At 68.5% G+C, this 14,579-nt stretch carries 11 protein-coding genes and 2 riboswitches; of the genes, 6 read left to right on the top strand and 5 right to left on the bottom strand.

Annotated features, from left to right (window positions below):
• The 3 genes from cbiT to G6030_RS06580 form a co-directional block, all read left to right on the top strand.
• On the top strand, nt 1–549 hold a 549-nt coding region (gene cbiT, locus G6030_RS06590), incomplete at its 5' end, for a precorrin-6Y C5,15-methyltransferase (decarboxylating) subunit CbiT (RefSeq protein ID WP_182642587.1).
• On the top strand, nt 546–1,313 hold the full coding sequence (locus tag G6030_RS06585) for an SAM-dependent methyltransferase (RefSeq protein ID WP_182642586.1): 768 nt from the start codon (nt 546–548) through the stop codon (nt 1,311–1,313). The genes cbiT and G6030_RS06585, both read left to right, overlap by 4 nt.
• Nucleotides 1,314–1,457: 144 nt before the next feature.
• Nucleotides 1,458–4,484, top strand: coding sequence for a TrlF family AAA-like ATPase (locus tag G6030_RS06580; protein WP_182642585.1), 3,027 nt, complete (start codon nt 1,458–1,460; stop codon nt 4,482–4,484).
• Between the two features lie 193 nt (nt 4,485–4,677).
• Here G6030_RS06580 and G6030_RS06575 read toward each other — a convergent pair whose 3' ends face one another.
• The 4 genes from G6030_RS06575 to G6030_RS06560 form a co-directional block, all read right to left on the bottom strand.
• Nucleotides 4,678–6,270, bottom strand: a complete 1,593-nt coding sequence (locus tag G6030_RS06575) for a precorrin-2 C(20)-methyltransferase (RefSeq protein WP_182642584.1) — start codon at nt 6,268–6,270, stop codon at nt 4,678–4,680.
• Entirely contained in the window at nt 6,267–6,932 is a 666-nt protein-coding gene (locus G6030_RS06570; protein ID WP_182642583.1) for a precorrin-8X methylmutase, read from the bottom strand. The genes G6030_RS06575 and G6030_RS06570 overlap by 4 nt, the downstream gene beginning before the upstream one ends.
• A gap of 74 nt (nt 6,933–7,006) precedes the next feature.
• Nucleotides 7,007–7,081: riboswitch (cobalamin riboswitch) on the bottom strand.
• Nucleotides 7,082–7,101: 20 nt separating this feature from the next.
• Nucleotides 7,102–8,010, bottom strand: coding sequence for a nitrite reductase (locus G6030_RS06565; RefSeq protein WP_182642582.1), 909 nt, complete (start codon nt 8,008–8,010; stop codon nt 7,102–7,104).
• Between the two features lie 46 nt (nt 8,011–8,056).
• On the bottom strand, nt 8,057–8,392 hold the full coding sequence (locus G6030_RS06560; protein WP_182642581.1) for a type II toxin-antitoxin system HicB family antitoxin: 336 nt from the start codon (nt 8,390–8,392) through the stop codon (nt 8,057–8,059).
• Nucleotides 8,393–8,560: 168 nt separating this feature from the next.
• Nucleotides 8,561–8,755: riboswitch (cobalamin riboswitch) on the top strand.
• 71 nt (nt 8,756–8,826) lie between these two features.
• Between G6030_RS06560 and cobN the strand changes: the two genes are divergently transcribed.
• The 3 genes from cobN to cobA are packed head-to-tail and all read left to right on the top strand — an operon-like array spanning nt 8,827 to nt 14,163.
• Nucleotides 8,827–12,585: a cobaltochelatase subunit CobN gene (gene cobN / locus G6030_RS06555; protein WP_182642588.1), complete on the top strand. Its 3,759-nt coding sequence runs from the start codon at nt 8,827–8,829 to the stop codon at nt 12,583–12,585.
• The gene (cobF, locus tag G6030_RS06550) at nt 12,575–13,351 is read left to right on the top strand and encodes a precorrin-6A synthase (deacetylating) (protein ID WP_182642580.1); all 777 of its coding nucleotides are present in this window, start codon (nt 12,575–12,577) and stop codon (nt 13,349–13,351) included. The genes cobN and cobF overlap by 11 nt, the downstream gene beginning before the upstream one ends.
• Complete coding sequence (cobA, locus tag G6030_RS06545) at nt 13,351–14,163, top strand: uroporphyrinogen-III C-methyltransferase (protein ID WP_182642579.1); 813 nt, start codon at nt 13,351–13,353, stop codon at nt 14,161–14,163. Before cobF ends, cobA begins: the two co-directional genes overlap by 1 nt.
• A 184-nt stretch (nt 14,164–14,347) precedes the next feature.
• Here cobA and G6030_RS16420 read toward each other — a convergent pair.
• A partial coding sequence (locus G6030_RS16420; protein ID WP_241724207.1) for a (2Fe-2S)-binding protein occupies nt 14,348–14,579 on the bottom strand: 232 nt, incomplete at its 5' end.

Here is a 14,579-nt window from a genome sequence, read left to right as displayed (position 1 = left end):
CCGTCCGCGGGTGAGCTCCTGTGGGACGTGGGCGCGGGCGCCGGGTCGGTGGGCATCGAGTGGATGCGCGCGCACCCGTCCTGCCGGACGATCGCCGTGGAGGCCGATCCCGAGCGGGCGGCTCGGATCAGGCGCAACGCGGCCGCACTCGGCGTGCCGGGGCTGGAGGTCGTCCACGGCCGCGCGCCGCAGGCTCTCGACGGCCTACCGCGCCCCGACGCGGTGTTCATCGGCGGGGGCGGCACCGCCTGTGGCCTGCTACGACAATGCTGGGGCGGTCTGGCCCCGGGCGGCCGGCTGGTGGCGCACGCGGTGACGCTGGAGACCGAACGCGCGGTGATCGACGCCCGAGCTGAGTTCGGCGGCGAGCTGACCAGGTTCCACGTGGAACACGCCGACTCGATCGGCCGGTTCACCGGCTGGGCGCCGGCTCGCGCGGTGGTGCAGTGGGCGGCCGTCAAGCCCTGCGCGACAGCGGACCGGGAACGGCACACCGCGACCCGGGCCGCCGAGTCCGGACAGGCGACAGCGACAGGGGAGAGCTCGTGACCGTTCACTTCGTAGGAGCAGGCCCCGGCGCCGCCGACCTGCTCACCCTCCGCGCGGCGGCGTTGTTAGGTAGGGCCGACGTGTGCCTGTACGCGGGGACGTACCTCGACGACGGCGTGCTCGCCCACTGCCGCCCCGAGACGCGGCTGGTGGACACCCAGCACCTGGACCTTGACGGGATCATTGCCGAGATCGTAAACGCGCACGCCGACGGGCTCGAGGTGGTCCGCCTGTGCTCCGGCGATCCGTCGCTGTACTCGGCGTTGGCCGAGCAGACCCGCCGACTCGACGCGGCCGGCGTGCCGTGGGACGTCGTTCCCGGAGTGCCCGCCTACGCGGCGGCGGCCGCTGAGCTGGGCGTAGAGCTCACGGTTCCGGAGGTGGTGCAGTCGGTAGTGCTCACGCGGACCCAGGCCCGTTCGACCGCGATGCCGTCGGCGGAGGCGCTGGAGAACTTCGCCGCCACCGGCGCGACGCTGGTGTTGCACCTGGCGATCACCCGCATCCGCGAACTGGCCGAGCGGCTCGTGCGCACCCATGGCGCTGACTGCCCGGTGGCGGTGGTGGCCAACGCGAGCCGCCCGCACCGCGTGGAGCTGCGCGGGATGCTCGCCGACATCGCGGACGCCGTGGAGGCCGCCGGCCTGCGCCAGGCGGCGGTGATCATGGTCGGACGCGCGTTGGTGCGGCCTGGGGAGGCGGAGTCGTGGCTGTACGCGTCGAGCCCGGAGCGGAAGGCGAAGCGGCGGAAGACCTCCCATTGAGTCCTGGAGGCATCAACACGGGTAGGTGAAGTGAGCAGCATGGTGCCTTCGCGTCGAGAGTCGACCAGTTACGATATATTCACCCCTATAACATCTCGGAATCGACGCTCCCGGATATTCGGGTAGCGGGTCATGGGGTAATTCTTGTCTGAATCAGGGTCTGAAACTCGGCGGGGCACTGCATGGCGGATATGGGACCTCCACGTCCACACCCCTGCTTCGATCGTCCAACACTATGGCGCTGACAATGACGAAGTATGGGAACGCTACATCGACGACCTCGAGGCGCTCCCAAGAGACGTCGCGGTAATCGGCATAAATGATTATTGGTTCCTCGATGGATACGAGCGAGTCGTCCGAGCGAAAAAAAGCGGCAGGCTAAAAAATATCGAGGCGATTTTCCCTGTGATCGAGATGCGACTAGATCAATTTGGTGGTACTAGTGGAAAGCTCTCACGGGTCAACCTCCATGTGATTTTCGATCCGAGTATCAATGTCGACGTGATTCGGGCCCAGTTCGTGGGGGCGCTTCAGGCCAAGGTGGTATTGGCGCCGGGTAGTAAGAACTCGGATTGGAGTGGCGTTATCACGAAACAGTCGTTAGCTGATCTGGGACGTCGAATCAAAGAAACGGTACCCTCCGACCAGCTAGCCAATTACAGCTCCGATCTTGTGGAGGGCTTCAACAACATTAATGTGCGCCTTGGAGACGTCAAGAACTTGCTCGATGGGCCCTACTTTAGGGGTAAGGCGCTAACCGCTATCGGGAAGACCGAATGGCGGGACATCAAGTGGAACGACCAGTCGATCGCTGCAAAGAAGACGGTCATTAACTCGTCCGATATTGTATTCACCGCTTATCAGGATGCGGCGAAGTGGGAGGAAGACGTAGAGCGGCTTCGAGAAGACAATGTGAACCACAAGGTCCTGGACTGCAGCGATGCTCACTTTTTCTCCGATTCAGATCAGCACATGCGACTAGGTGCTTGTCAGACTTGGATCAACTCGACCCCTTCTTTCGCTGGCCTGTCCTACGCTATTGGTGAGTTTAAACGGCGAGTCTATGTCGGACTAGAACCGCCGGCGCTGGCAAAAATACGGAGGAATCCGGAGCAGTTCATCGATCGGGTACGGGTCAACTCGGAGCAATCTGGAGACGAGTTGTTTAATCACGACGTTCCGCTCAATAGTGGCTTCGTCGCGGTGGTGGGAAACAAAGGCCAAGGCAAATCTGCACTGCTTGATTGCATCGCTTTGGGCGGCAACTCGACGAGGAACGGTGAGTTCGCGTTCTTAAGTGCAAGTCGCTTCCTAAGTGCCTCGAACCGAAAGGTCGCCAGTAGGTATAGCGCTGAAGTCATCTGGGCTTCAGGAATCTCACGTAAGGTTCCTCTCACCCAGCCGTACGAAAAGTCCGTACCCGTAGGCGTCGAATATCTCCCTCAGAGTTTCGTCGAGCGCGTTTGTAACGGCGACCCAGGAGGGGGCGGGACAGACGAGTTTGAGGCCGAGCTTAGGAATATACTATTCACTCATATTCCAGAGAGTGAAAAATCGGGTGAAAAGAACTTCGAAGACCTTCTGGCTCAGAAAACGCAGGCTTCTCGAGACAATATTCAACGGCTTAAAGACGAGTTGAGATCCGCTGTGGACGAGTATGTCCGTGCAGTAAGTTTCCAGTTCGCGAATAGAGCCGAAGAGGTTCAGCGCCGATTGGAGGCTAAGGGGGTCGAAATCGATGCGGCCAAAATGGAGGTCGAGAGCGCCAAGTCGGCCCTGTCGGAGTTCGATCAAGAGAGTGATCAGGATGGAGAGGTGGCGGCGCTTCGCAAACGATCGGAGGATATAGAAAAGGCCCGCGCAGAACTGCTCGCACGGCAGGCGGGAAATGCTCAGGCAAGGGCCCAGGCTCGCCAGCACCTCGCGAACTTCGAAGCCATAGTGCTGAAGGCGCGCGCGATTGAGTCCGATGTCGGTGAACTAAACCGACAGTCGGAGGGAATTCCGGGGTGGGGCGGCGAGGGCCTCGTCCGTTTGGAGATCGATGAATCTCGTTATGCCGAGTGGAGGGCAACGACCGAGAATGACTTGGAGGAACTGGAAGAGGCAGGCGAAGTAATCGATCAAGACCTGGCAAGTATCGACGAGGATCGCCGAAGCGTGGCGGATTCCCTGGCTGCAGCGAACGGCGCCCGGGAACGAGCACGGCAGCATGTAATGCAAGCGGAAGAACGGCTTTCCAAGTTGGAAGGGACGGAGAGCGATGAGGGGTCCCAGGCTGGCCTTCGAGCGCTGCTCGCGCGCATAATGGAGGCCCCAGCGGTCGTGGAAAGTTGTCGCGGCCGGATCTTCGAACGATCTCACCTGATATATCTTGCGCTACAGTCTCAGTTGACGATTGTCAAGAGTCTCTACGAGCATGCATCTAGTTTCATTGCTACATCCGAGGTGGTAAAGAACGCGGGCTTGGAAGTTAATGCAGAGTTGCGGGTGTTGCCTGTTTGGGAGTCACTTTCTTCATCGCTCGACCGTCGTAGGAACGGCGACTTCACGGATTGGCTAGTAGGATTTGCGCAGCGACTTGAAGATTCTACTTGGGCGCAGCTTGAGGAGCAGTTATCAGAGGCGCTGTCCAGGCTGGAACATGAGAAGGGCGAGCCGAGCGGCGAACCGCGCGATCCAGCCAGTGCATTGCGTGGAAGCACTTCGGTAGAAGACTTCTTAGTGGGGCTTTTCGACTTGGCATGGCTCGAAGTCAGGTTTGGCTTGACCGGCGATGGGCAGCCTCTTTCGCAGCTTTCTCCAGGGCAGCGTGGTTTAGTACTTGCACTCTTCTACCTGGTGGTCGACCGTAGGACTACCCCGCTACTTTTGGATCAGCCAGAGGAGAACTTGGATAACGAGACGATTGCATCGAAACTCGTTCCGGCAATCTATGAAGCGGCTGGCCGGCGGCAGACTATCGTAGTGACCCACAATGCCAATCTTGCGATCGTGGGTGACGCTGATCAGATCATCCATTGTCAGATGCGCGATAGTAGGTTTTTTGTCAGTAGTGGGAGTATTGCCGACGTCGATGTGGCGCGCTTTTCCCTCGATGTTCTGGAAGGCACGAAGCCAGCGTTCGACAATCGAAGGCTAAAGTACGACGCTTTTCCTGCGTTGGCGTGACACGTGCTTGCTCAGCGGCAGGCCTTGTTCAGCGGCATGCGGAGCATCGGTGGATTCTCGGGTTATCCTTTGAGGCAGCTGTTGATCTCGCCTGTAGGGCCACGGCCAATTGCAAGGCCCGCCGTATTCCTTATTTCACGATGGCATCGGAGCCAAAATCAAAAACTTGGGGGTAGGGGCTAGGGGTTTGGGATCAGGTGGTAGCGAACCTCGGGCTCCATGCCCGACCCGAGGCGGTAACCCGGGAACCCGACGCCCCCACGATGAGCAGGCATTTCATGTCGATCGAGGCGCAGTCGAGGTCGCCGAGCGTGGTGACCGTGAGCGACTCCTCGGTGCGGCCGACGTCGCGGCCCACGATCACGGGCGTAGTCGGGCAGCGATGACGGAGCAGGACCTCGCGGGCATCGGCCACCTGGTGGGTGCGGGAACGCGAAGCTGGGTTGTAGATTGCCAGCACCAGGTCGGCAGCGGCGATCGCATCTAGGCGGCGCTCGATGACAGACCATGGCTTGAGGCGATCCGAAAGACTGACGACCGCGAAGTCCGCGCCGATCGGCGCGCCCGCTCGGGCGGACACCGCTTGGACGGCGGAGACGCCGGGCGCGACACGGATGTCGACCGAGGCGTAGGCGGGGTCCTCGGCGGCCTCGAACACGGCCGAGGCCATACCGAACACGCCCGCGTCGCCGCCGGAGACCACCGCGACCCGCTCACCGGACAGCGCCAGGCCCAGCGCGAAGCGGGCCCGGTCCACCTCGACCGTATTGCCCGAGGCGTGACGGGTGAGACCGGCCCGTTGGGGGACGCGGTTGACGTAGGGCGCGTAGCCGACGACGTGGTCGACCTGCGAGAGAACCTCGGTCACCTCGGGAGTGATCCAGCAGTCCGGGCCGGGGCCCAGGCCCAGCACGTGGACGACCGGGCCGCCGGCTGCAGCAGGAGATGCTGGCGAAGCGGGGGCGGCGGCAGGCCTGCCAGCGCTGGACAAGGGAACCCCGCGACGCCCGGTCGGGTCCTCGTGGCGCGAATCGCCGGGGACCACGATGAGCGAGAAGTAGGGGACCGAATCCGGGTCGACGTCGGCCACGGCGTGGAACTGCTCGGCGCTCATCGAGGCGCGCTCGACGTACACCGCGCCGTCGATCCGGCCGGCGGTCTCCAGCGCCCGGCGGACGGCGGGGAAGTTGCGGCCGAGCTTCATGATGATCGCGCCATCGGTGTCGGCCAGGCGGCGGGCGAGCTCGGGCTCGGGCAGCGTGCCCGGCAGGACCGTGAGGACGTCGGTCTGCCGGACCAGCGGAGTCGCGGCCGCGGCCGTGGCGGCGGCGAACGCCGGGATGCCCGGGACGATCTCGGTCTCGAACCGAGGAGCGAGTCGGTCGTGCATGTACATGAAGGACCCGTAGAACAGCGGGTCCCCTTCGGAGAGCAGCACGACGTCGCGGCCGGCGGCGAGGTGCTCGGCCAGGCGATGGGCGCTGCGCTCGTAGAAGTCCGCGATCGCTCCCGCATATCCGCCGGGGTGATCGGTGAGTCCCGTGGTCACGGGGTATTCGAGCCGCTCCTCGATCGCGTCGGCAGGGATCAGGTCGGCTGCGATGCGGCGCGCGTTGGACTCCTTGCCGCGACCGGCGTGAAAGGCGACGACGTCGGCGGCTCCGATGAGACGGGCGGCTTTGAGGGTGAGCAGCTCGGGGTCGCCGGGACCCACGCCCACCCCGTAGAGGCGGCCGGGGACGACGGAGTCGAGTGCGGGGGCCTCAACGGTCCTGGTGCTGGTCACTCCGCCTCCTGGGCCAGGGCGTTGAGCGCGGAGGCGGTCATGGCCGAGCCGCCGCGGCGGCCGTGGACGGTGACATACGGGATGTCGATGCCGTGATCGCTGGCGAACGAAGCGAGCGCAGACTTGGACTCGGCCGCGCCGATGAAGCCAACCGGGCAGCCGACGATAGCTGCCGGACGGGGAGCGCCGTCGAGCAACATCTCCAGCAGGTAGAACAGGGCGGTGGGCGCGTTGCCGATCGCGACCACGGCGCCGTCGAGTCGATCGCCCCACAGCGACAGGGCGGCGGCGGAACGGGTGGTGCCCATCTGTGCGGCCAGGTCGCGGACGCTGGGGTCCGAGAGGGTGCACACCACGTCGTTGTCGCGGGGCAGGCGAGCGCGGGTGACGCCGGAGGCCACCATGTGGGCGTCGCACAGAATGGGCGCGCCGGCGTAGAGGGCTGCCCGCGCCGCGGAGACGAGATGCGGATGGATCTGCAGGTCGCGGGTGAGGTCGGTCTGCCCGGTGCCGTGGATCATCCGCACGGCCAGCCGCTCGGCGTCGGCGGGGACGCCGGACAGGTCCGTCTCGTGCCGGATGGTGGCGAAGGAGTCGAGATAGATGGCGGGCCCGTCGTCGACGTAGTCGTAGCGACGCGGCGGCCTCAAGGCAGCACTCATCAGGTCCTCCTCGGGGTTCTCGCCCCGGTGTGAGAAGTCGCAGCGCCGCGGCATGAGCGGCGCTGATCCCCGGTGAGTATCTGGCTGGGCCCCTCGCGCGGAAGGACCTCACAGTGGCGGAACCGCCCCGGACTTTCACCGGGTTCCTCGCCGTGGGACAGCTCGCAGCCTACGCGCGCACGGCCAGCACCCCGCGCCACGGGGTGACGATGAGCTCGGAGACGTCGCTGCCGTTGAGCCGGGCGATGAGGTCACGGCCGAGGACTCCTTCCGGTGCCTCGACGTGCTCGATCCGCCCGTCCGAGTCGGGGACCGGGCCGTACGGCAGCGGCGGGGTCGGCTCGGGCAGCCGCGGATCCGGGGCGGCGACTGGCGCGCCCCGATCGACGAGCAGGTCAGCGGCCAGTTCGCGCACGTGCCACGGCGCGTCCGGCCCGGTGCCGCGGGCCTGAATGAACGCGCGAGCCAGCTCGACCAGCCGGTCGGCGGCGCCGGACAGCGGCACCACCTCCGACCACCGATCGCCCACGCGCAGCTGCGCGGTGTCTCCATCCAGGGCGACCAGGCCGAGGTCGCACGAGCGCTCGATGAGGTCGCCGGAGCCGTCGTCCAGGACGAACAGGAACCGGCCCGGCAGACCCCCGAGCGCTGGATCGGCCAGCAGCCCGGCATCCAGGGCGTCGGTCACCGGCCGCAGGTCCGCCCGGCCGCCGGACTGCCCGCCGACCAGCTCCCCCAACCCCGTCAGCGGCGAGACCATCACGTTCCGCACCAGCTCGTGCCCGGGGGCGGGCAGGAGGCCGGTCGCGGCGATCGCCGACACCACGTCACCCGGAAGCTGCCCATCCTGACCGACCGGCAGGGCCCGGAGCTGCAGGTTCGCGCGTGACGTGAGGTGCACGTTGTCGTCGTCGCCATATCGCACGGCGACTCCGTGCAGCGCGGCCAGGGACGCCGGCGAGACGCGGCCGCCCGGGACGCGCAGGCGGACCAGTGCGCCGTCGGAGGCAGGCCACGGCCGCAACACTCCCGGGCACAGGTCGCCGCGGGTCCGGCGGGTGGGTTCGGAGATGCTCACGCCGGACAGTGTGCACCGGGGTGGCCGCTACCGCGCAGGGGCCAGGCTATGCGCTGGCCAGTCGCTGGGCCGCCCACTGATTGAGAGAGACGTGGTTTTCTGCCGCCTCCATCACCAAACGGCGGTGGACCTCCGCCGAGGTGCGGACGTAGATGGTGCCGCTGTAGGTGCGTTCGGCGAACGGGAGGGGGACCTTCTCGCCCGAGTCGGCGAGGTCGGCGATGACATCGGCGACCAGCTTCACGAGTCCCTGGAGAGCTTCGGTCTGGTCCTGCTCGAGGTAGGACAGCGACGGGAACTCCAGGACGGTGGCGACGTACTCGTCGTCGTCGGGCGACCACTGAACTCGGTACGAGTAGCGACGGGGATCGATATCGCTCATGACTGCTCCTCCCTGAACTCGCCAGCCGTCAAGGGCGGTTAGCGCTAGCGCATACGCTAGCAATATTCGGCTCACGCGCGATGCGGCGTGGTGAAGTCGTCTACTGACGGCACTGTCTCCCGCGAAATGACGCGAGGGACCGAAGGCGAAGACGGACTCGGCCGGCGGATAGGCTCGCCGTGCCGTGGTGCTCGGGAAGCCGGAGGAAAAGCCGGCGCGGCCCTCGCCACTGTAGTCGCGGAGTCACGCGACCCTCGTCCGTCCCACGCGTGGGGCGGAGGCCACTGGGCGAGAGCCCGGGAAGGTCGGTCGCGCGGCGTTGATGCGGAAGCCAGGAGACCGGCCACGGCGACATGTTCCACGAGGGTTTGGAGAAGAACATGCGCCCCGACCGGCGTTCGGCGTCCCCTGACGACGCCCCGGCACGCTCCGACGTGCCCCACATCGCACTGCTGTCCACCTCCGATACGGACCTGCTCTCCGCGCGCGAATCCGGCGCAGCGTTCACGCTCGGCAACCCGTCGCGCCTGGACGTCGAGGCCGACCTGCCCGCGCTGCTCGAGGGCGCCGATCTGGTGGTGGTGCGCATTCTCGGTTCGCGCCGCTCGTGGGACGACGGGTTCGCCGCCGTCCTGGGCGCGGGCGTTCCCGTGGTGGTGCTGGGCGGTGAACAGGCCCCCGACGCCGACCTCATGGAGCTGTCCACGGTCCCCATCGGCACCGCCGCCGAGGCGCACCGCTACCTCGCCGAGGGCGGCCCGGGTAACCTCGCGCAGCTGCACGCCTTCCTCTCCGACACCGTGCTGCTCACCGGCGCCGGGTTCGAGCCGCCGGTGAGCGTGCCGGTGTGGGGGATAGCGCCGCGCCCTGGTGCTGACTCCGCGGCGAGTGGTCACAAACGACGCGATTCCCGGAACGGGACCTGGGAGAACGCGGGCGGGTCTGACCAGTCGCCGGGCGGCCCCCGAGTGGGCGTGCTCTACTACCGCGCCCACGAGGTGAGCGGGAACTCCGGCTTCGCGCATGCGCTGGCCTGCGCGATCGACGCCGCCGGTGGGGTGGGCGTGCCGATCTTCGCCGGGTCCCTGCGCTCGGCGCCCGACGAGCTGTTCGACGCTCTCGGAACCCTCGACGCGCTGGTCGTGACCGTCCTGGCGGCCGGCGGAACGACGCCCGGGTCCGCGAGCGCGGGTGGCGACGACGAGGCATGGGACGTCGAGCGCATCGCCGCCCTGGACATCCCCGTGCTGCAGGGCCTGTGCCTGACCTGGAGCCGGGACGACTGGGCGGACTCCGACGACGGCGTCAACCCGCTGGACTCGGCCAACCAGATCGCGATCCCCGAGTTCGACGGGCGCATCATCACCGCGCCGTTCTCGTTCAAGGAGATCGACGCCGACGGCCTGCCCCGCTACGTCGCCGACCCCGAGCGGTGCGCGCGCGTGGCCGGGATCGCGGTGGCCCACGCGCGGCTCCGCCACGTCGCCCCCGCCGACCGCAAGGTCGCGCTGGTCCTGTCGGCGTATCCCACCAAGCACTCCCGTATCGGCAACGCCGTCGGCCTGGACACTCCCGTCTCCACGATCCGCCTGCTGCGGCGGATGCGCGAGGAGGGTTACGACCTGGGCCCCGACGACGGCCCGATCGCGCGGTTCCTGGACCCGGCCGCCTTCGCCACTGACACCGCCTTCACCACCGACACCGCCGCCGGCGACGCCCTCATCCACGCCCTCATCGACGCGGGCGGCCAGGATGAGGAGTGGCTCACCACCGCGCAGCTCACCGACGGCCACGTGCGGATCTCCACCGAGGACTACCTCCGCTGGACCGCCGACCTGCCGGCCGGCCTGCGCGCGGAGATGGTCGAGGCGTGGGGCGAGGCGCCGGGAGACCTGTTCGTCAACGACGCCGGCGAGATCGTCCTGGCCACCCTCCAGGCCGGCAATGTCGTCCTATTGATCCAGCCGCCCCGCGGGTTCGGCGAGAACCCGGTGGCGATCTACCACGATCCCGAGCTCGCGCCGTCCCACCACTACCTGGCCGCCTACCGCTGGCTGGCCCACGGCTTCGGCGCGCACGCGCTGGTGCACATCGGCAAGCACGGCTCGCTCGAGTGGCTGCCGGGCAAGAACGCCGCCCTCTCGGCGGACTGCGCCACGGACGCGGCCATCGCGAACCTGCCGCTCATCTACCCGTTCCTCGTCAACGACCCCGGCGAGGGCGCGCAGGCCAAGCGCCGCGCGCACGCCACGATCGTCGACCACCTGGTGCCGCCCATGGCCCGCGCCGAGTCGTACGGGGACATCGCGCGGCTCGAGCAGCTGCTCGACGAGTACGGCAACATCGCCGCGATGGACCCGGCCAAGCTGCCGTCCATTCGCGCGCAGATCTGGACCCTCATGCAGGCCGCGCACATGCACGAGGACCTGGGGCTCGAGCAGCGTCCGGACGACGAGGAGTTCGACGACTTCCTCCTCCACGTGGACGGCTGGCTCTGCGAGATCAAGGACGTCCAGATCCGCGACGGCCTGCACGTCCTCGGCCAGGCTCCCGTCGGCGAGGCGCGGGTCAACCTCGTGCTGGCGATCCTGCGCGCGTCCCAGGTGTGGGGCGGGGAGTCCGGCGCGGTGCCGGGCCTGCGCCGCGCGCTCGGCCTGGCCGAGGGCGCGCCGACCGAGGAGGTCGACCGGGTCGAGGACCTGGCCCGGCGCTTGGTGGAGGCCATGGAAGCGCGCGACTGGGATGTGGCCGCGGTGCCCGAGGTCCTGGCCGAGGTGCGTGGCGCCGATGCGCTCGGTGACGCCGGGGTGCGTGGCGACGGTAGTGGGGGCGACGACGACGAGGTGGCGCAGGTGCTCGGCTTCGCCGCCCGTGAGGTCGTCCCGAGGTTGGCCGGCACGGCCGACGAGCTGGACGCGGTGATGCACGCCCTGGACGGCGGGTTCGTCCCGGCCGGCCCCTCGGGGTCCCCGCTGCGGGGCCTGGTCAACGTGCTGCCCACGGGGCGGAATTTCTACACCGTGGACCCGCGTGCGATCCCGTCGCGCCTGGCGTGGGACACCGGCCAGGCCATGGCCGACTCTCTGCTCGAGCGGCACCTCGAGGAGACCGGTTCCTACCCGGCCTCGGTGGGGCTGTCGATCTGGGGCACGTCGGCCATGCGCACCTCGGGCGACGACATAGCCGAGGTGCTGGCCCTGCTGGGCGTGCGCCCCGAGTGGGACGAGGCCTCCCGCCGGGTGACGGGCCTTGAGGTGATCCCGGTCGAGGAGCTGGGCCGCCCGCGCGTCGACGTGACCGTGCGCATCTCGGGCTTTTTCCGCGACGCGTTCCCGCACGTCATCGCGATGCTCGACGACGCCGTGCGGATGGTCGCCGAGCTCGACGAGCCCGACGAGCAGAACTTCGTGGCCGCCCACACCCGGGCGGACCTGGCCGAGCACGCGGATAAGCGGCGGGCCACCACCCGCATCTTCGGCTCGGCGCCCGGGTCGTACGGCGCGGGGATCCTGCAGACCATCGAGGCCGGCAATTGGCGGGACGACCGCGACCTGGCCGAGGTGTACACCCGGTGGGGCGGCTACGCCTACGGCCGCGACCTGGCCGGGGTGCCCGCTGCCGACGACATGCGGACCAACTACCGGCGCATCGCAGTGGCCGCGAAGAACATCGACACCCGCGAGCATGACATCGCCGACTCGGACGACTACTTCCAGTACCACGGCGGGATGATCGCCACCGTGCGCTCGCTCACCGGCGCCGAGCCGCGCGCGTACGTGGGCGACTCCACAACCCCGGACGCGATCCGCACCCGCACCCTGGCCGAGGAGACCCGCCGGGTGTTCCGGGCGCGCGTGGTCAACCCGCGCTGGATCGCGGCCATGCAGCGTCACGGCTACAAGGGCGCGTTCGAACTCGCCGCCACGGTGGACTACCTCTTCGGGTTCGACGCCACCGCCGGGGTGGTCCAGGACTGGATGTACGACACCCTGGCCCGCGAGTACGTCCTCGACGAGAAGACGCAGGACTTCCTGCGCGACTCCAACCCGTGGGCGCTGCGCGGAATGATCGAACGGCTGTCGGAGGCCGCAGACCGCGGCATGTGGGCCGAGCCGGACGCCGACATCATGAACCAGATGCGGCAGGTCTACCTGGACGTCGAGGGCGATCTCGAGGACTCCCATGGCGAGTGAGAAGCGGCGTGTGCGCCTGGTGGGCATCGGCTCCGGCGGCCTCGACCAGATCACCATCGAAGCCGCCGAGGCCCTGCGCGCCAGCGCCTATGCCCTCGCCGCCGTGAAGGGCCCGGCCGACCGTTTGGTCGGTCTCCGCGCGCGGCTGCTCGCCCGGCACGCCCCGAACCTGGAGTTGGTGGGCGTGCCCGATCCGGAGAGGGACCGCTCGTCGTCGTCGACCTCCACCCACAGTGACTACCGCGGCGTGGTCCTGGACTGGCACGAGGCGCGGTCGCTGGCGTGGGAGCGCGCGATGGCCGCGCGGCCCGGCGACGTGGTGATCCCGGTGTGGGGCGACCCGGCGTTCTACGACTCGACGCTGCGGATCCTCGACCGCATCGGCGAGCGCGGCCGCCTGGCGTTGGACGTGGAGGTGTTGCCGGGGATCTCCGCGCTGCAGGTCCTGGCCGCGCGACACCGGCTGGTGCTGCACGAGATCGGCGGCACCGTCACCGTCACCACCGGTCGGCGGCTGCGCGAGGCGGTGGCCGCCGGCGCGGACAACGTGGTGGTGATGCTCAACGCGGACCTGCCGCTCGAGGAGTTCGCCGGCTGGCACATCTGGTGGGGCGGCAACCTCGGAGACGCCGGCGAGACGCTGGTGGCCGGCCGGGTCGGCGACGTACTGGGCGAGCTGCGGGGGCATCGCGAGCGGCTGCGCGCCGAGTTCGGCTGGGTGATGGACGTGTACCTGCTGCGGCGCGGAGAAGGGACGGCGGCGTGATGGCGGAGAATGCGGCGGCCGACGACGAGCGCGCCGACCGGGCCACCGGCGGCGAGCAGTGTCCGGGCCGGGTGGTGCTCGTCGGCGGCGGGCCGGGGGATCCGGGGCTGATGACCGTGGCGGGCCTCGAGGCCGTGCGCACCGCCGACGTGGTGGTGACCGACCGCCTGGGGCCGGTGTCGATCCTCGACGAGCTCGACCCGGGCATCGAGGTGATCGGCGTGGGCAAGGTGCCGTTCGGTCTCGCCACCCCGCAGGAGGAGATCAACCGGATCCTCATCGAGCAGGCCCGTCGCGGCCGGACCGTGGTGCGGCTCAAAGGCGGCGACAGCTTCCTGTTCGGCCGCGGGGCCGAGGAGCACCTCGCATGTACAGCCGCCGGGGTGCCCGTCACGGTGATCCCGGGCGTGACCTCGGCGCTGTCGGTGCCCGCGCTCGCCGGTGTTCCCGCTACCCACCGAGGGCTCTCGCAAGGGGTGTCGGTGATCTCCGGCCACGTCCCGCCCGGCGACCCGCAGTCGACCCTGGACTACGGCGCTCTCGCCAGGTCCGGGACCACGCTCGTGCTGCTCATGGCGGTGACGACCCTTCCGGCCATCACCGCCGAACTACTGGCCGAGGGGATGCCAGCGGGCACCCCGGCGGTGACGATCGAGAACGGCTCCACCCCGGTGCAGCGGGTCCTGCACGGGACGCTCGCGAGCATCGCCCGGCAGGCTGCCGAGGCGGAGGTCGCGCCGCCGGCGATTACGGTGATCGGGGCGGTCGCCGGGCTGGCGGGGGAGCTGGTGCCCGGGCCGCCCTTCGCCTGAGTCTGCGGTTGCACCCGGCTCCGGACCCGCCCGTCCGGCCGTGCACCCGGCTCGGTCTTCGGATCAGGCATCAAGCTGCCTATCGGATCACTCGCCACCTATGGGGCCCCTTAGGCGACGCGCGAAGCGATAGGCGGCGTTCCACGGGCGCTCCGGCCGGCCCGCCTGGTCGTCGGTCGAGAGGCTACGTCCGCAGGGCGAGCTCGGCCCGGCGGTCGTCCGGGGCGCGGCGTGGGCAGCTCGCGCACTTCCCGCCGTCGGTCGCGACGTAGATGAGGCAGCACGAGCTGCGGCGGACGAACCGTCGTGTCCGCTCCGGGCCTTCCACGTCGACGAAGCGGGCCGGCAGTAGCGGTGGTCGGCACACCGCGCGGGCGAGTTCGACGCCGCGGTCCTCGTCGTCCGCAGCGCGGCCC

Origin of the sequence: Dietzia sp. E1, assembly GCF_014145015.1 — a bacterium.
GTDB lineage: Bacteria > Actinomycetota > Actinomycetes > Mycobacteriales > Mycobacteriaceae > Dietzia > Dietzia cinnamea_A.
Note: the sequence above shows the minus strand (reverse complement) of the source record. Positions and strands in the feature narration are given on the sequence as shown.

Bases quoted from the DNA above. Each gene is read 5' to 3' on its own strand.
- G6030_RS06560 (WP_182642581.1), bottom strand. From the start codon at position 8,392: ATGAGCGATATCGATCCCCGTCGCTACTCGTACCGAGTTCAGTGGTCG.
- G6030_RS06570 (WP_182642583.1), bottom strand. From the start codon at position 6,932: ATGAGTGCTGCCTTGAGGCCGCCGCGTCGCTACGACTACGTCGACGAC.
- cobA (WP_182642579.1), top strand. From the start codon at position 13,351: ATGGCGGAGAATGCGGCGGCCGACGACGAGCGCGCCGACCGGGCCACC.
- cobF (WP_182642580.1), top strand. From the start codon at position 12,575: ATGGCGAGTGAGAAGCGGCGTGTGCGCCTGGTGGGCATCGGCTCCGGC.